Genomic DNA, 17,123 nt, shown 5'->3' on the forward strand with positions numbered 1-17,123 from the left:
CCCTAGCCTCCCGTGCTTCCGCCCTTGGCGCTGCCGCCGAAGCCGCCGCGGCTGACAGTTCCGCCCTTGGAGCTGTAGCCGGTGGAGGCCTTCGCGCCGGAGGGGACGGTCTTGCTGTAGCTGGGGTAGGCGGAGCGGTTCTGGCCGATGCCGGGGACGCTGGCGCCGCGGGAGTAGAAGTACCAGGCGTAGACGCCCGAGCTGCGGCCGGCGGTGCTGCTGTTACCGCACTGGGAGTCGTCAACGCGCTCGCCGGTCTCGTCGTTGAAGCAGACCTGGGCGTAGTCGGCGTCGTCGCCGCCGCTGGAGACCATGGCGGTGATGGTGCCGGCGAGCAGCGCGGTGACACCGAGGCCGACGACGACGGTGCGGCGCTGGGAGCGCTTCTTCCGCGCCGCTGCGGCGCGCTCGCGGTCCCGCTCGAAGGGATCGAAGACGGCGGTGGGGCCGGCCTCCGCGGGTCCCTGAGCCGGACCCGGGGTGGTGCCGGCCTGATCCAGCAGCTCGGGCCGGAGTTCGGGCTGGGGGACCTGCCAGGGTGGCGGCTTGGGACCTTTCCCGGGCTTGGACGCGTCGCCTTGGTGACCGGCCTTGTCGGCGGCCCGGTTGGCGGGTTGGTCTCCGGCCGGTTCACCGGGCTGGTCCGCGGCGTTACGCCCGCCGTCGTGCGTGTCCATGCTTCCCCCTGCGTGGTTGCTTCTCCGAATTGCGGCATTGCGCCGGCCGGGACGGCTCGGCACTCGGGCGGTCCCGCGGAATTCTGAAAGCCAGCCTAACCGGCAAACGGCCGGTCCGCAGCGGATTCGACCGCCCAAAAACCCGGCCGCGCTGTCCCCGCACCGGCCTACACTGGTGCCATGGAAACCGCATCCGTGCTTGCCGTCTGCGTAGTGCACCAGTTGCTCAGCGATGAGGGACGGCTGGGCGTCACCGCCATCGACAAGCGTCCGGTCCAGGGCCCGGTCAAGGTCCACCGGCTGGGACTGCGCGGCGACGTGCAGGCCGACCGGCTGGACCACGGCGGCGAGGACCAGGCGCTCTACGCCTATTCGCAGGACGATGCCGACTACTGGGCGGAGGAACTGGGCCGGGACATCCCGCCGGGGTACTTCGGCGAGAACCTGCGCGTCGCGGGCCTGTCCGCGACGGGCGCGGTGATCGGCGAACGCTGGCGGATCGGGCTGGACCTGGAGGTGGAGGTCACCTCGCCCCGCGTTCCGTGCAGCACGTTCCAGCGCCGGGTGGGGGAGCCGCACTGGGTCAAGCGCTTCACCGAGGCCGGCCGGGTGGGAACCTACCTGCGCGTGGTCAAGCCCGGCACCATCCAGGCGGGGGACCACATCCACCGGCTCTACGTCCCGGCGCATGGCGTCACGGTCGGCAAGTGGTTCTCGGACCCCACCGTGGAGGACGCGGATGCCCTGCGCGACGCCGAAGCGGACGGTTCCATCCGGCTGCAGCCCGAATACCACCGGATGTTCGAGAAGCTGCAGGCCGGCCGCATGGCCTGAAGCGGGTCGTAGCCGTGGCCCTGCGCAGCGCCTGAACAGGCCTGGGCTCCGGCCCCGCGCCGGCCGGTGTGCGCAAGCTCACCGACGTCGTCGTCGTTCTCCGTTGGCGCCTGTGCGGGGCCATGGCCTACACTTGAAACATCCCCCACTCCGGAAATCCCTAATTCCTGCCCAATTTTTGAGGCAGGACTGGTAAGTGTTGGGGCCCGCCATTGTGAGCGGGCATTTTCATAGGGAGAGCCGGCTAAAGAAAACGCTGTACAGACTGCTGGGATAGCAGCCAAGAGATGCAGCGTGAAGTCCTGCCAGGGATTGCGAAAGCGCCGGACTTCTGTGACCGGCCGGTCAAAGGATGCCCGGCGTTAGTGCGTCACGCGTTCTGCGGCTCCGCTCACCTCGGGTTGTGCCGCTTGGCCCCTATGGATGAGGAAGATTCACCTATGCCCGAAAATCAGGACCACTCCGTCGACACCGAGACCGCCACCGCGACCGGTTTGAACGACGTCGAGACCACCGAAACCGCTGACGCCGGGACTCCGGCCGAGCAGCCCGCTGAGAACGCCGGCCAGGAAGAAGAGGGCGTCAAGTTCGTCGACCTCGGCATCGACGGCCGCGTCCTCGCCGCCCTGCAGGACGTCGGCTACGAGAAGCCGTCCCCGATCCAGGCGGCCACCATCCCGCTGCTGCTCGAGGGCCGCGACGTCGTGGGCCTCGCCCAGACCGGCACCGGCAAGACCGCAGCCTTCGCGGTGCCGGCACTGTCCCGGCTCGCCGAACTGCACGACCTGAACGGCCCGTCCCGCAAGACCCAGGCCCTGGTGCTTGCCCCGACCCGCGAGCTCGCACTTCAGGTTGCCGAGGCCTTCACCTCCTACGCCAAGCACATCGACGACTTCACCGTCCTGCCCGTCTACGGCGGCTCCGCCTACGGCCCGCAGCTGGCCGGCCTGCGCCGCGGCGCCCAGGTTGTTGTCGGTACCCCCGGCCGCGTGATCGACCACATCGCCAAGGGCTCCCTGGACCTGTCCGAACTCCAGTACCTGGTGCTGGACGAGGCCGACGAGATGCTGCGCATGGGCTTCGCCGATGACGTGGAGCAGATCTTCCAGCAGACCCCCGAGGGACGCCAGGTTGCCCTGTTCTCCGCCACGATGCCCGGCCAGATCCGCCGGATGTCCAAGCAGTACCTGAACAACCCGGCCGAGGTGCAGGTCAAGTCCAAGACCACCACCGGCGCCAACACCCGTCAGCGCTACCTGCAGGTCATGGGCCCGCACAAGCTCGATGCCATGACCCGCATCCTCGAGGTTGAAGAGTTCGACGGCGTCATTGCCTTCGTGCGCACCAAGATGGCCACCGAGGACCTCGCCGACAAGCTCCGCGCCCGCGGCTTCCAGGCTGCCGCCATCAACGGCGACATCCCGCAGCAGCAGCGCGAACGCACCGTCGACGCGCTCAAGGAAGGCCGGATCGACATCCTGGTCGCCACCGACGTCGCCGCCCGCGGCCTCGACGTCGAGCGCATCAGCCACGTCATCAACTACGACATCCCGCACGACACCGAGTCCTACGTGCACCGGATTGGCCGTACCGGCCGCGCCGGCCGCTCCGGCGAGGCAATCCTGTTCATGACGCCGCGCGAGAAGTACCTGCTGCGGTCGATCGAGAAGGCCACCCGCCAGCCGGTGGAGCAGATGCACCTGCCCACCGCCGAGACGGTCAACACCCTCCGCCTGGGCAAGTTCGCGGACAAGATCACCGAGACCCTCGAGTCCGAGGACGTCGCCGCGTTCCGTGACCTGATCGCCTCCTACGAGGAAGAGCACGGCGTTCCCGCGGCGGAGATCGCCGCCGCCCTGGCCGTCATGGCCCAGGGTGGACAGCCGCTGCTGGTCAAGGAACTCCCGGCCGCTCCCGAGTACCAGAAGCGCGAACGCGCCAAGGACGGCTTCGGCTCCCGCGGCCCGACCCGCGCGCTGACCGAGGGCAACGCCACCTACCGGATCGCCGTCGGACGCCGCCAGCGCGTCATGCCCGGCTCCATCGTGGGTGCCATCGCCAACGAGGGCGGCATCTCCTCCGCCCAGATCGGCGGCATTGACATCCGCTCGGACCACTCCCTCGTGGAGCTCCCGGCGGACCTCAGCCCCGAGCAGCTGAAGGCGCTGTCCCGCACCCGCATCGGCGGCGAGCTGATCCACCTGGAGCTGGACAACGGCCGGAAGCCCTCCGGGGACCGCGGCGCCGGCCACGGCGGCCGTGGCGGCTACTCCGGCGGCAGCGGCAACTTCAAGGGCAGCGGCGGCTTCAAGCGCGAGTTCCGCAAGAACGACGGCGGCGAGCGTTCCTCCGCTGACCGTGGCGGCCGCTCTTACAGCGACCGTTCCGAGCGCAGCTTCGGCGACCGCAAGCCGCGGACCGAGGGCGGCTTCAAGCCCCGCAACAAGTGGTAACCACCTGTAGCTAAGCACCACCCGGACGGGCCGGCTCATCGCGAGCCGGTCCGTCCTTTTTTGTCGCTCCACTTGGACCTGGTCCGGGAGCGAAGTAGCATTCGTCACATCCGGGCCGGGGGGGTCCCGCCGTCGTTGTTTCGGGGGCTTCGGGTGGTGCCGCATCCGCGTCCTGGTGCGGATTTTGGGGGTAATGGGCCGACGGCTGCGTCGATTTGTTGGGAGCGGAATCTTCCGGTAGAGTATTTACTCGTTGCCCCCCTAGCTCAGTGGTAGAGCGCGTTCTTGGTAAGAACGAGGTCACCGGATCGATTCCGGTGGGGGGCTCTGAATGAGGGCCTGCGTCAAGGCGGTTTTGACCGGCTTGACGCAGGTTTTTCTCATTCGTGGCGGTGTAGCTCAGTTGGTTAGAGCGCACGACTCATAATCGTGAGGTCGGGAGATCGAGCCTCCCCACCGCTACAGATAAGGCCCCCGGAACTGCGAAAGCATCCGGGGGTTTTCTGTTTCCCGCCTCCGGGCGTTGCGCCATCACTTCCGGGGCCTATCCGGGCCGGTTAGCTGCCCGAAGTGATAGCGCAACGGGTGCGGTGGTCGTCTGGGTGGGACAGAATGGAACGATGACGAAAATTGCGATCATCGGCGGCCACGGCAAAGTGGCCTTGAAACTATCCGGGAACCTCACCAAGGACGGGGCCGAGGTAACCTCGGTCATCCGCAACCCCGAGCACCGGGACGACGTCGCCGCTACCGGCGCCACCCCGCTGGTGCTGGACGTGGAAAGCTCGACGACGGCGGAGATCGCCGCGGCGCTGGACGGCCACGACTCCGTCGTCTGGTCCGCCGGAGCCGGCGGCGGAAGCCCGGAACGCACCTACGCCGTCGACCGTGACGCGGCCATTCGCTCCATGGACGCCGCAAACCAGGCCGGCGTGCGCCGCTACGTCATGGTCTCCTACCTCGGCGCCGGGCCCGACCATGGCGTCCCCGAGGACAACAGCTTCTACGCCTACGCCGAGGCCAAGGCGGCGGCCGACGCCCACCTGCGCCAGAGCGGCCTGGACTGGACCATCCTGGGTCCGGGCTCGTTGACCGACGGCGAGGGCAACGGACTGATCGAGGCCAACCCGGCCGACACCTCGGACGGCACCGACACCGCCCGCGCCAACGTTGCGCTGGTCGCGGCCGCCGTGCTGGCCGAGCCGAAGACCGCGGGGCACACCATCGAATTCCGTGACGGGTCGACTCCCGTGGCGGACGCCTTGAAGTCCCTGGTCTAGGTCCTCCCGCTCCCCGTACCCGGGGGCGCCTGCGCGCCCCCGGGTAGGGTGGTAGGGGCTCCCGGCCGCGCCGAAATGACGGCTCCGCCGAGGGGCCTGCAACAGTCACCCCGGGGAAAGTGAGCACATGGACCTTTTGGCCCTCATTATTGGACTTCTACTGGCCACCGTCGTGGCCGTGGGTCTGGGGGACCGGCTCCGGCTGCCTTACCCGGTGCTGATGCTGATCCTGGCGGTGGGGCTGACCTTCATCCCCGGCTTCCCGGAGGTGGACATCTCCCCGGAGCTGATCCTGCCGGTCTTCCTCCCGCCGCTGCTCTTCGCCACAGCGCAACGCAGCTCCTGGGCCGTCTTCCGGGTCCGCTGGCGCACCCTGCTCATGCTCGCCGTCGCCCTGGTGGTGGTCTCCACCGCCGTCGTGGCCGGTGCCGCATGGCTGATGATTCCGAGCATCGGCATCCCCGCCGCCATCGCCCTCGGGGCCATGGTGGCACCCCCGGACCCCGTGGCCGTGGATTCCATCGCCGGCCGGGTCCACATGCCCCGCCGGCTGATCACCGTGCTGCAAAGCGAGGGCCTCTTCAACGACGCGGCGGCCATCGTCATCTTCCAGGCCGCCGTCGCCGCGTCCGTTTCGGGCACCAAGCTGGGGCCCGACGTCGTCCTCCAGTTCGCGCTCGGCGCGGCCCTGGCCGTGGGCGTCGGGATCGCCATGGGTTGGCTCACCGGCCTCATCACCCGGCTGGTGCAGTCTATGGTGGCCCGCAGCGCCGTCACCCTGGTGGTGCCGTTCGCCGCCTACATCCTCGCCGAGGAGCTGCACGCTTCGGGCGTCATCGCCGTCGTCGTCACCGCCCTCGAGGTGCAGCGCCACGCTCGGCCGCAGGACGCCGCCGAGCGGATCACCCGCACCGCGTTCTGGGATGTGGTGGAACTGCTTGTCACGGGCCTGGCGTTCGGGCTAGTGGGCCTGGAAATCCGGCAGGTCATCCATGACGAGGGCTCTGCCGTCCTCGGCATGGTCGGCACCGCGGCGGTCATCTGCGTCCTGGTCTTCGCCGTCCGCTTCGGCTGGCTGGCCCTGATGTCCGGGCTGGCCCGCAGCAGCAAGAACACGCTCCGGCCCACTTCCGCCAAGGAGGTGCTGATCCTCACCTGGTGCGGCATGCGCGGGCTGGCCACCCTGGCACTGGCCCTCGCGCTGCCGCTGACCCTGGAGGACGGCTCACCGTTCCCGGCCCGCAGCGAGCTGCTGGTCATCGCCTGCGCCGTGCTGCTGGCCACCCTGGTGCTTCCGGGGCTGACGCTGCCCTGGCTGATGCGCGTGCTGAAGGCCTCCGAGGACGGGTCCGTGGAGCGGGATGCCGCCCGCCTGCTGGCCGCCCGCGCCCAGCAGGCCGCCGTCGCCGCCCTGAAGGACCACCAGCTGATGAAGGAGCTGCCACCGGAGAAAGTGGCGCTGGTCAAGGAGAAGATGACCCGCCTGCACGCCGAGCTGCTCGACGGCAGCCTGCACAACGAGAGCCTGGGGGACAAGCGCAAGCGCGGCCGGGAGCTGGCGATCGCGGTACAGACCATCGCCCTGGACGCGGCCCGCCAGGAGGTCGTGGCCGCCCGGAGCGAACCGGACATGGACCCCGAGGTGGCGGACCGCGTGCTGCGGCAGCTGGACCTGCGCACCATGACCATGCCGGAGTAGGCGCGGCCGCTACGGAGTCAGCTGCAGGTCCAGGGCGTTCGCCTCGACGTAGTCCAGGGCGTGCCGGACGGCGCCGACCGTCACGATCGCATCCCCCAGCGTGGACACGGTCACGCGCGGGGGAGTAGCGGTCAGAGCCGGCAGGGCAGCGGTGATGCCGGGCAACAGTGCGCCGGCTGAATCGGCGACGGCGCCGCCGATCACCACCTGCTCGGGGTTGATGAAGCTGGCGATCGCGGCAATCACCCGCGCCATCCGCTCGGCGAGGCGGTCGAGGATCTCCAGAGCGGCGGCGTCCCCGGCCGCGGCGTCTGCGAACACCCTCCGGGCCCCTGCCGGACCGCCGCCGGTGGGCCCCCCGGCCTCCGCCTGCCACGTCCGGGCCAGGCTCGCGATGCCCGCGCTGGAGCCCACGCCTTCCACCAGCGAGAGGAATCCCATCTCCCCGGCGCCGCCCGCCCGGCCATGCAGCAGCCGGCCCGATTCCAGAACCCCCGCGCCGAGGCGCTCACTGGCCAGCAGCACCACCAGGTCGGCCACCCCTGCGCCGGTTCCGCGCCAGCGTTCGCCCAGGGCCGCGAGATTGGCGTCGTTCTCCAGCCGCACCGGCCAGCAGTGCCGTTTGTGGAGGGCGGAGCGGAGCCCGACATCGAACAGGGTCCAGAAATGCTGGGCGGCAAGAACGGCACCCTCCCGGTCGACCGGGGCGGCGATACCGGCCGTCACCGCCAGCACCTTCTCCGGGGTCTCGCCGGCCTCCCGGAGTGCGTCCAGGCAGGCCCGGTCCACCACGCTGACGCGCTCCTCCGCCGGGATGTCTGTGGCCCGGAAGGCCGCACTGGCCCGGCCGAGGACTGTGCCGCGCAGGTCCGCGACGGCCGCCGTCGTGGTGGCCGCGCCGATGTCGACACCGAGGACGACGCCGGCGCGGGCATTCAGCTCGAAGCGCCGCGCGGGCCTGCCCTTCCGCGGTTTGCCGGCGTCGGCGGAGGGGGAGGCGCCGTCGCGGGCAGGGGGGTCCAGCTCCCTCAGCCAGCCGCTCCCGACCAGATCCTCGCAGACGGCGATCACGGTGGCACGGGTGAGTCCGGTGGCTGCCATCAGCCCGGTGCCGGTGGCCACGTCCGTGGTGCGGGCGGCGGCGAGCACCGCCTGGGCGTTGACCCGGCGGAGGGACTGCGGCGTACCGGCGGTGTGCGGCTGCGGAATCTTGACCTCCCTGTGACGTGCCACCCATAATTGAGCGGTAATAGATTTAGTTTCTATCTAAAATATGCTGTCCAAAGTATCAGACCCCGGCTCTCAAAAGGACTTCACTTGTCGAACACCGCCACGCTGGCCACCCTGTCCGGATCCGACGCCGCCGCCGACCCGAACTGGTGGCGCCAGGCGTCCGTTTACCAGATCTACCCGCGCAGCTTCTCCGACTCCAACGGCGACGGCATCGGTGACATCAAGGGCATCACCGCCAAGGTCCCCTACTTGAAGGCCCTCGGCATTGACGCCGTCTGGCTCTCCCCGTTCTACCCGTCCGCCCTCGCCGACGGCGGCTACGACGTCGACGACTACCGCGACGTCGATCCCAAGCTCGGCACCCTCGCCGACTTCGACGAGATGTCCGCCGCACTGCACGCCGCCGGGATCAAGCTGATCGCGGACATCGTCCCGAACCACTCGTCCAACCGGCACGAATGGTTTAAGGAGGCCCTCGCGTCCCCGCGCGGCTCGGACGCCCGGGAACGCTACATTTTCCGCGACGGCAAGGGCGAGAACGGCGAGATCCCGCCCTCGGACTGGGAGTCCGTCTTCGGCGGCCCCGCCTGGGAGCGCATCACCGAGCCCGACGGCACCCCGGGCCAGTGGTACATGCACATCTTCGCCAAGGAACAGCCGGACCTGAACTGGTCCAACCGCGAGATCCGGGACGACTTCCTGAAGACCCTGCGCTTCTGGTCCGACCGAGGCGTGGACGGCTTCCGCGTCGACGTCGCGCACGCCCTGACCAAGGACCTGACCGAGCCGCTGCTCTCCAAGCTGGAGCTCAGCGAGGCCAACACCGGCACCGACGGCTTCATCGACGGCTCGCACCCGTTCTGGGACCGCGACGAGGTGCACGAGATCTACGTCGAGTGGCGCGAAGTCTTCAACGAATACAACCCGCCGCGCACCGCCGTCGCCGAAGCCTGGGTCCACGCGAGCCGCCGCGCCCGCTACGCCAGCCCGCAGGGCCTGGGCCAGGCGTTCAACTTCGACCTGCTGCAGGCCGACTTCGACGCGGACGAGTTCCGGGAGATCATCACTCGCAACCTCGCCGAGGCCACCGAGTCCGGTGCCTCGTCCACGTGGGTGTTCTCCAACCACGACGTCGTCCGGCACGCCACGCGCTACGGCCTCCCGCAGGGAGGCGGCAATCACGCCAAGGGCCAGGACGGCAAGGGCTGGCTCCTCGCCGGCGCCCCCGCCGAGGAACTCGACATCGAACTCGGCCTGCGCCGCGCCCGGGCCGCCACGCTGCTGATGCTGGCGCTGCCCGGCTCTGCCTACCTGTACCAGGGTGAGGAACTGGGCCTTCAGGAAGTCGGCGAAATCCCGGACTCCGAGCGCCAGGACCCCACGTTCTTCCGCAACAAGGGCGTCGAGATCGGCCGCGACGGCTGCCGTGTCCCGCTGCCCTGGGAAACCGGGGGCAGCTCCTTCGGCTTCGGCGCCGGCCGTGCCCACCTGCCCCAGCCTGAGTGGTTCGGCCGCTACGCCGTCGCCGCCCAGGACGGCCAGGAGGGCTCGACCCTGGAGTTCTACCGCAAGGCCCTTAAGCTCCGCCGCGAGCTGCAGGCCTCCGAGGACCTGGAATGGGTGGAGAACGCCGACGCGGGTGTCCTGCACTTCCGCCGGCACGACGGCTGGCAGTCGGTGACGAACTTCGGCTCCGACGCCGTCGACCTGCCCGCCGGTGAGGTGCTGATCAGCAGCGGACCCCTCGACGGCGGCCGGCTGCCCGGCAACACCACCGTCTGGCTGCGGTGAGTCCCGTTCAGGAAGTGATTCCCGCTCAGGAACCGTTCCAGGGACTGAGCCCTGTCCAGGAACTGATTTATGGCTGCATGGGCCTGGGCGGCAGCTTGTCGGCGGAGCCGTACACCTCCGCCGACGTCGATCAGGCGGCGGCCGCGGTTGATGCCGCCCTGGAGTCCGGGATCACCCTGTTCGACCATGCCGACATCTACCGCAGCGGCAAGGCCGAGGCGGTGTTCGGCGAGGTGCTGGCGCGGACCCCGGGCCTGCGCGAGAAGATCCGGCTGCAGACCAAGTGCGGGATCCGGCTGGGCGAGAACGGACTCGACGCCTACTACGACCTGAGCGGCGAGTCCATCCTGGACCGGGTCAACGGCAGCCTGGCCCGGCTCAAGACGGACTACGTGGACGTGCTGATGCTGCACCGGCCGGATCCCCTGCTGGATCCGGCCGAGGTGGCCTCCGCCGTCGGCCGGCTCATGGCCGAGGGCAAGGTCCGCGCGGTTGGCGTGTCCAACATGTCCGCGGCGCAGATCGACCTGCTGCAGGACCGGCTGGAGGCACCCGTCGTGGCCAACCAGTTGGAGATGAGCCTGGCGGCGCGGGCCTGGCTGGAGAGCACGGTCCTGGTGAACCACGCCGACGGGACGGACTACAGCTTCCCGCACGGCACCGTGGAGCACTGCGTCCGTCGTGGCATCGGGCTGCAGGCTTACGGGGCGCTTGCCCAGGGCCGGTATACCGGGGCGGCGGGTGGTGGGGATGCCGCCGCAAGCGCGACGGCGGACCTCGTCGCCGCGATGGCGGCGGAGAAGGACACCACCGGCGAAGCCGTGGTGCTCGGCTGGCTGATGAAGCATCCGGCCGGCATCTCCCCGGTGATCGGCAGTGCCAACCCTGAGCGGATCCGCGCCTGCGCCGGTGCGGCGGACGTGGCCGCGGCCATGACCCGGCCGGAGTGGTACCGGCTCTGGATCACCGCCCGCGGCAGCAACATCCCCTAACCGACCCCACCGGGCCGGCAGGCGAGGCCGTTACAGGCTTTGCCTGCCGGCCCGCGGGCGAACGGAACGTGATTTTGGTCGTAATGGTCGCCCGGAACAGGGGTATTACTTGGCGGCCGGACGTTCCGGGCGGCTAGCGTAGAGGCATGACCTCTACGACCACCGCCGGGATTGTCCGGCCCCAACGCAATGTCCCGGCCGAGATCGCCCGCTCCTGGCTGCTGGTCAACGCCATGAAGCCGGAGCTGTTCACCGAATCCTCGGAGTCCCGCGCCGACGCGATCATCCTGGACATCGAAGACGCGGTGGACCCCTCCCAGAAGGATCAGGCCCGGCAGCATGTCGTCGACTGGCTGACCGCGGGCGGCAACGCCTGGGTCCGGATCAACGACGCCACCAGCCCTTTCTGGGCCGACGACCTCGCCGGCCTCCGCGGCACCCCCGGCCTGCTCGGCGTGATGCTGGCCAAGACCGAGTCCGCGGACCAGGTCACCGAGAGCTTCCACCGCATGGACGGCAAGACCCCCGTCATCCCGCTGGTTGAATCCGCCGTCGGCATCGAGGAAGCCAACCACATCGCCAAGGCCCAGGGCGCGTTCCGCCTCGCCTTTGGCTCCGGTGACTTCCGCCGCGACACCGGCATGGCCGCCACCCCGGAGGCCATGGCCTACCCGCGCGCCAAGCTCGTCGTCGCCAGCCGCGTCGGCAACCTGCCCGGCCCCATCGACGGCCCCACGGTGGGCACCAACCACCCGATCCTGCGCGAGCAGACCGGCATCACCGTGATGATGGGCATGACCGGCAAGCTGTGCCTGGCCATTGACCAGACCCACGTCATCAACGAGGTCATCAGCCCGACGCCATCGGACGTCGCCTGGGCCACCGACTTCATGGCCGACTTCGAGGCCAACGGCCGCGTCATCCGCGACGGCTCCGACCTGCCGCGCCTGGGCCGCGCCGAGAAGATCATGAAGCTCGCGGTAGCCTTTGGGGTGCAGCCGGCCCTGTAGCCGCGCCCGACCCGTCAGGAGACCCCGTGATCCAGGCCAACGAGCTGGTTCACGGGGTCTTTTGGGATCAACCGGAGAACCCCCGCGCCGCCCTGCGCGTCCAGGACGCCGCGGGCGGCTTCCGGGACGTGGGGCTCGACGCCGGAACCCGGCTCGGGTTCCGGATCTCCGTCCCCGGCAAACACTGCCTGGGCCACCACAGGGTGCACGGCCCGGCCGAGCGGGACCACATCCCCTGCCCACGGAACGCCCACGCAGAACGCGGGAACCAGTGCGGCCCCTGCTTCGCGGCGGATGATTCCCGCCTGATCCACGACTTCCACCGCGGTGGCCGCGTCCCGATTGGCCTGCGGGCGTACCTGATGCAGCCGCACTGGCTGTACGTCGCCACCTTCGCCCACGGCGCCACCAAGGTGGGCACGGCCTCCGCGCTGCGGAAATGGCACCGGCTCGCCGAACAGGGCGCCGTGGCGGCGCGGTACATCGCCCGGGCAGACGACGGCCGGATCGTCCGGCTGCTCGAGGACCTGATCACCCGGGATGCCGGCCTGCCCCAGCAGATCCGGTCCGCCGCCAAGGCCGCAGGCCTGGCCGATCCGCGCCCCGCGGCCGAGATCGAGGCCCGCACCGCCGAGGCAGCTCAACGGGCCCGGGCGCTGCTGGCCGTGGCCGGCGGCGACGGGTACGAGGCGGTGGACGAACGCTGGACCCGGCCGGCCTTGGCGGACCTGGCCTGCGGCCGAAGCCCCCGGCATCCGTACCCGCACCCCCTCGCCGCCGACGCCCACGGCTTCACCATCCGGTCCCTGAGCGGCGGCATCGCCCTGGCCGGCCTGACAGACAACGGGCCGGAGTTCGTCGTCAACCTCGGAGACCTGAAGGGCCGCCGGCTGGAAACCGGAGAGCACCGCTCCGAGGTGCCGGCGGTCCAGGAGCCGCTCTTCTGAGCCTGTGGCTTCCACACCGGAGCTTCCACGCCGGCGCGGGCCGCCCGGACCGGCCCCGTAGAATGGCAGGGTGCTGAACGAATTCTGGGCCACCGCGCCGACCCGCTACAAGGTGCTCGTATTCGGAGCCATGGGACTGATCGCCGCCGGCATCATCCTCACCCTGATCGGCAACTCCACCGGCAACCAGCCGCTGTCGTTCACCGCCCTCGGCGTGATCGGCGCCGGCCTCATCCTGCACATCGCCGGCATGGTGGTCCGCGGCCAGGCGATCCGCAAAAAACTCCAGCGTTAGCGGCCGCTAGGCTGGACTCATGACTATTAATCCGGACCTGCAGGGCCGCAGCTACCCTGCCGCAGAGGTGTACGACGTCGGCCGGGAAAAGATCCGCGAATTCGCGCGCGCCGTCAAGGCCACCCACCCCGCCCACTTCGACGTCGAGGCCGCACGGTCGCTGGGCCACGCGGACCTGGTGGCACCGCCCACCTTCGCCATCATCGTCGCCCAGCGCGCCGACGCCCAGCTGATCGCGGACCCGGCTTCCGGCATCGACTTTTCCCGCGTGGTCCACGCGGACCAGCGCTTCGTCCACCACCGCCCCATCACCGCAGGGGACCGGCTCGTCGCCGAACTGCACGTCGACGGCGTCCGCGCCATGGGCGGAGGGGCCATGATCACCACCCGCGCCGAAATCTTCGCCGTCACCGGCGGCGACGCCGGAGCCGACGCCGGACAGCGCGTCCCGGTCGCCACCACCACCTCGTCCATCCTGGTCCGCGGAGAGGGACAGTAACCATGAGCCCCACCTTCACAGAACTCACCGTCGGCCAGGACCTCGGCAGCCGCACCATCGAGGTCACCCGCACGGACCTGGTCAAGTACGCCGGCGCCTCCGGAGACTTCAATCCCATCCACTGGAACGAGGCCTTCGCCACCGGCGTCGGACTGCCCGGCGTTATCGCGCACGGCATGTTCACCATGGGCGCAGTCGTCCAGCTCGTCACCGACTGGGCCGGCGACCCCGCCGCCGTCGTCGACTTCCAGACCCGCTTCAGCAAGCCGGTCCCCGTTGCGGACACCACCGGAACGCCCGACGCCGGCGCCGTGATCGAGGTCGGTGCCGTCATCGGCGCGCTCGACGCCGACGCGGGCACCGCACGCGTGGACCTCACCGTAGTCTCGGGCGGCCAGAAGGTCCTGATGAAGGCCCAGGCCGTCGTCAAGGTGGCCTGACCCGATGGCGCTGCCGTGACGGTCGGAACCCCGCAGGCCACCGAGATCACCCGGTGGCGCAACGCAGTAGTCGCGGCCTACGCCTTCAGCGGCGTCGCCTTCGCCAGCTGGGTGTCCCGCATCCCCGCCATCCGTGACGGGCTGGACCTGACCCCGGGCACCGTGGGCCTGCTCTTGCTCTGCATGACGCTGGGGTCCTTCGTCTCCGTGTCCGCGTCCGGGCTGATCGTGCTGCACTTCGGGTCCAAGCAGACCATCCGGATCGGCAGCATCATGGTCGGCATCGGGCTGGTGATCGCCGGGATCGGCACCTCCGTTTTGGTCAACCCGCTCGCGGTCGCGGCCGGGCTAGTGGTGGTGGGCCTGGGTACTGCCAGCTGGAACACCGCCTCCAACGTCGAGGGGGCCGCCGTCGAGCGGGCGGTGCGCCGGCACATCATGCCGCGCCTGCACGGCGCCTTCAGCCTCGGAACCGTCGCCGGGGCAGGCGCCGGAGCGTGGGCCGCCGGCGCCGGGATCCCGGTCGCCTGGCACCTGGCCGTCGTCGGCGCCGTCGTCGCCGGATCCGTGGCCACGGCCGCCACCTGGTTCCGCGCCGACGTCACCCCGGTGGCCGCCGAGGAACCCTTCACCCCCTCCGGCCCCGATACCTTCGAGGACCCGTCCACCGGGCCCATCCCTGTGATCAGCCAGGCCACCCAGGATCAGGCCATACCCCTGGACAACAAACGCCAGATCGCGCAGGCCTGGCGCGACCGCAGGACCCTGCTGCTGGGCGTGCTGGTCCTCGGCCTGGCCCTCGCCGAAGGGGCTGCGGGGGACTGGGTGGCACTGGCGCTGGCCGACGGCCACGGCCAGACCCAGGCCGCCGGGGCCGCCGGGTACGGATTGTTCGTCACCTTCATGACCGTGGGCCGGTTCGCCGGAACCGTGGCGCTGGACCGCTTCGGCAGGGTCCCGGTGATGCGCTGGTGCGCCGCGCTGGCCGTCGGCGGCCTCGCCCTGTTCGTCTTCGCCCCGGTGCCGTGGCTGGCCTATGTGGCCCTCGCGTTTTGGGGACTCGGCGCGTCCCTGGGCTTCCCGGTGGGGATGTCCGCCGCGGCCGACGATCCCGTGCGCGCCGCGGCCCGGGTTTCCGTGGTGTCCACCATCGGCTACGGCGCGTTCCTCTGCGGACCGCCGCTGCTGGGACTGCTGGCCGAGCACGTGGGAATCCTGCACTCCTTGCTGGCCGTGATGGTGATGCTGGTGGTCAGTTTCCTGCTCTCGCCGGTGGCGCGCAAGACCGCCTGACGATGGTCCGTTGTCCGGTGCCAGGCCGCATACCCACCCGGGTGCCGGCCTGCCTTCCCCGGCGGCCGCCCACGCTTTCGGAGGCGCCGCCGAACGCGGCTAGGCTGGAGGGGTGACCCAGACTCTGCTTTCCTCCCTGACCACCGCCGGCGTCGGCGGTCCCGCCGCCCGCTATGTGGAGGCCCGGACCGAGGCGGAGATTATCGACGCCGTCCGCACCGCCGACGCCGCGGGGGAGCCGGTGCTGATCCTCGGCGGCGGCTCGAACCTCCTGGTTGCCGACGCCGGGTTCGCCGGCACGGTGGTGAAGATCGCTTCCCAAGGGTTCACCGTCAACGCCGAGGACTCCTGCGGCGGCGTCGCCGTCGTGGTCCAGGCCGGTCACAACTGGGACGCGATGGTGGAACACGCCGTCAGGCACGCGTGGTCGGGCATCGAGGCGCTCTCCGGCATCCCCGGCGCCACCGGCGGCACCCCGGTCCAGAATGTCGGCGCCTACGGGGCTGACGTGTCCCAGACCATCGCTACGGTCCGCACTTGGGACCGGCAGCGGAACGCCGTGCAGACCTTCACCAATTCCGAACTGAAGTTCGGCTACCGCGACTCGATCCTGAAGCAGACCACCGTCGCTGGTTCGCCCCGCTACGTGGTCCTCACGGTCGAATTCCAGCTTCCGTTGGGACGCATGAGCGCCCCCATCCGCTACGCCGAGCTGGCCCGGGCCCTCGGCGTGGAGGTCGGCCAGCGGGCATATTCCAACGATGTCCGCCGCGAGGTGTTGCGGTTGCGTTCCTCCAAGGGCATGGTCTGGGACGCCGAGGACCGCGATACCTATTCCACCGGGTCCTTCTTCACCAACCCGATCGTGCCGGCCGGGACCGCTGACCGGCTGCCGGCCGATGCGCCCCGGTTCCCCGCGGGCGCCGAAGGCATGGTCAAGCTTTCCGCAGCGTGGCTGATCGACCGGGCCGGCTTCGGCAAGGGGTTCGGCCTGGAACCGGGCAGCGTGTCCGGCGGCAGGGCATCCCTGTCCACTAAGCACACCCTCGCCATCACCAACCGCGGCGGCGCCAGCACCGATGATGTGCTGGCCATCGCCCGCGAGGTGCGCCGGGGGGTCGCCGACCGGTTCGGCATCGAGCTGCACCCAGAACCACTGCTAATCGGCGTCGAACTCTAGCGGAGGGTATCCGGGGCGGGGTCTTCCTGCCGTGCGCGGGTCTTCAGAGCCGACGCCGCCAGCGCGTGCGCCCAGCCCGCCAGCGCCATGGTGGGGTAATAGACGGCCGCGGAAAGTGTGCTCGCCCGTATCCCGCCGAAAACATGGTTCAGACCCAGCGCCATGGCTGTGATGGATGCCGCCGTGCCCAGGGCGGTCAGCACCACCAGCACCCGGACCGATCCGGGATGCTCACGCCAGCCGCGCAGCAGCCTGACCTTCCCGGGCGCCGCAGTGACAGCCTGGCCTCCGGCCGAGAGTGAGGCGTACCCGCCGGCCAACCCCAGGATTCCCCAGATGAGATAGGGCTCCGGGTCGCGGCCGGTCGCCTCCTGGCCCAGGGCTCCCGCCGTCGCGGCGGTTCCTGCGGCGACGGCAAGGCTCGCCAGCGACAGCCACCAGAGGCGGGCGCGTCCCACCCCGCCAAGTAAACTCCCCACAGTCATCGTGCCAGCCTACGG

At 70.2% G+C, this 17,123-nt stretch carries 16 protein-coding genes and 2 tRNA genes; 15 read left to right on the forward strand and 3 right to left on the reverse strand.

From position 1 onward, the window contains the following. Window positions 1-2 precede the first annotated feature (2 nt). Window positions 3-677 (reverse strand): Tat pathway signal protein, encoded by a 675-nt coding sequence (locus ABC337_RS11655; protein ID WP_412883810.1) that lies wholly within the window; start codon window positions 675-677, stop codon window positions 3-5. A gap of 180 nt (window positions 678-857) precedes the next feature. On the opposite strand from ABC337_RS11655, the gene ABC337_RS11660 reads away from it, so the two are divergent. The 6 genes from ABC337_RS11660 (at window position 858) to ABC337_RS11685 (ending at window position 6,943) form a co-directional block, all read left to right on the forward strand. Further along, the gene (locus ABC337_RS11660; RefSeq protein WP_412883809.1) at window positions 858-1,511 is read left to right on the forward strand and encodes an MOSC domain-containing protein; all 654 of its coding nucleotides are present in this window, start codon (window positions 858-860) and stop codon (window positions 1,509-1,511) included. Window positions 1,512-1,951: 440 nt separating this feature from the next. After that, window positions 1,952-3,964 (forward strand): DEAD/DEAH box helicase, encoded by a 2,013-nt coding sequence (locus ABC337_RS11665; RefSeq protein WP_412883808.1) that lies wholly within the window; start codon window positions 1,952-1,954, stop codon window positions 3,962-3,964. Between the two features lie 255 nt (window positions 3,965-4,219). Further along, window positions 4,220-4,291, forward strand: a tRNA-Thr gene (locus tag ABC337_RS11670). Window positions 4,292-4,352: 61 nt separating this feature from the next. Continuing rightward, window positions 4,353-4,426: transfer RNA gene (locus ABC337_RS11675), tRNA-Met, on the forward strand. A 158-nt stretch (window positions 4,427-4,584) separates the two neighbouring features. Continuing rightward, window positions 4,585-5,244, forward strand: a complete 660-nt coding sequence (locus ABC337_RS11680) for an NAD(P)H-binding protein (protein WP_412883807.1) — start codon at window positions 4,585-4,587, stop codon at window positions 5,242-5,244. A gap of 127 nt (window positions 5,245-5,371) precedes the next feature. Then, window positions 5,372-6,943 (forward strand): Na+/H+ antiporter, encoded by a 1,572-nt coding sequence (locus ABC337_RS11685; RefSeq protein ID WP_412883806.1) that lies wholly within the window; start codon window positions 5,372-5,374, stop codon window positions 6,941-6,943. 9 nt (window positions 6,944-6,952) lie between these two features. Here ABC337_RS11685 and ABC337_RS11690 read toward each other — a convergent pair whose 3' ends face one another. Then, window positions 6,953-8,176, reverse strand: a complete 1,224-nt coding sequence (locus ABC337_RS11690; RefSeq protein ID WP_412883805.1) for an ROK family protein — start codon at window positions 8,174-8,176, stop codon at window positions 6,953-6,955. 84 nt (window positions 8,177-8,260) lie between these two features. Between ABC337_RS11690 and ABC337_RS11695 the strand changes: the two genes are divergently transcribed. The 9 genes from ABC337_RS11695 (at window position 8,261) to ABC337_RS11735 (ending at window position 16,623) form a co-directional block, all read left to right on the forward strand. Further along, on the forward strand, window positions 8,261-9,967 hold the full coding sequence (locus ABC337_RS11695; RefSeq protein WP_412883804.1) for a glycoside hydrolase family 13 protein: 1,707 nt from the start codon (window positions 8,261-8,263) through the stop codon (window positions 9,965-9,967). Between the two features lie 77 nt (window positions 9,968-10,044). Beyond that, window positions 10,045-10,959: an aldo/keto reductase gene (locus tag ABC337_RS11700; RefSeq protein WP_487247084.1), complete on the forward strand. Its 915-nt coding sequence runs from the start codon at window positions 10,045-10,047 to the stop codon at window positions 10,957-10,959. Window positions 10,960-11,105: 146 nt separating this feature from the next. Further along, on the forward strand, window positions 11,106-11,969 hold the full coding sequence (locus ABC337_RS11705) for an HpcH/HpaI aldolase/citrate lyase family protein (RefSeq protein WP_290255983.1): 864 nt from the start codon (window positions 11,106-11,108) through the stop codon (window positions 11,967-11,969). A 26-nt stretch (window positions 11,970-11,995) separates the two neighbouring features. Beyond that, window positions 11,996-12,916, forward strand: coding sequence for a DUF2797 domain-containing protein (locus ABC337_RS11710; protein ID WP_412883803.1), 921 nt, complete (start codon window positions 11,996-11,998; stop codon window positions 12,914-12,916). A gap of 70 nt (window positions 12,917-12,986) precedes the next feature. Beyond that, a complete protein-coding gene (locus tag ABC337_RS11715) occupies window positions 12,987-13,211 on the forward strand; it encodes a DUF3188 domain-containing protein (RefSeq protein WP_412883802.1) in 225 nt (74 codons plus the stop codon). 19 nt (window positions 13,212-13,230) lie between these two features. Next, window positions 13,231-13,710 carry an FAS1-like dehydratase domain-containing protein gene (locus ABC337_RS11720; RefSeq protein ID WP_412883801.1) on the forward strand — a complete coding sequence of 160 codons (480 nt, stop codon included), beginning with the start codon at window positions 13,231-13,233 and terminating at the stop codon, window positions 13,708-13,710. Window positions 13,711-13,712: 2 nt separating this feature from the next. After that, window positions 13,713-14,150, forward strand: coding sequence for a MaoC family dehydratase (locus ABC337_RS11725; protein WP_412883800.1), 438 nt, complete (start codon window positions 13,713-13,715; stop codon window positions 14,148-14,150). Window positions 14,151-14,165: 15 nt separating this feature from the next. Next, on the forward strand, window positions 14,166-15,443 hold the full coding sequence (locus ABC337_RS11730; protein WP_412883799.1) for an MFS transporter: 1,278 nt from the start codon (window positions 14,166-14,168) through the stop codon (window positions 15,441-15,443). A 112-nt stretch (window positions 15,444-15,555) separates the two neighbouring features. Next, entirely contained in the window at window positions 15,556-16,623 is a 1,068-nt protein-coding gene (locus tag ABC337_RS11735; RefSeq protein WP_412883798.1) for a UDP-N-acetylmuramate dehydrogenase, read from the forward strand. Here ABC337_RS11735 and ABC337_RS11740 read toward each other — a convergent pair. Then, window positions 16,620-17,108: a hypothetical protein gene (locus tag ABC337_RS11740; protein WP_412883797.1), complete on the reverse strand. Its 489-nt coding sequence runs from the start codon at window positions 17,106-17,108 to the stop codon at window positions 16,620-16,622. The genes ABC337_RS11735 and ABC337_RS11740 overlap by 4 nt on opposite strands. Window positions 17,109-17,123: the final 15 nt, after the last annotated feature.

The organism is Arthrobacter phoenicis, assembly GCF_047238215.1.
GTDB lineage: Bacteria > Actinomycetota > Actinomycetes > Actinomycetales > Micrococcaceae > Arthrobacter.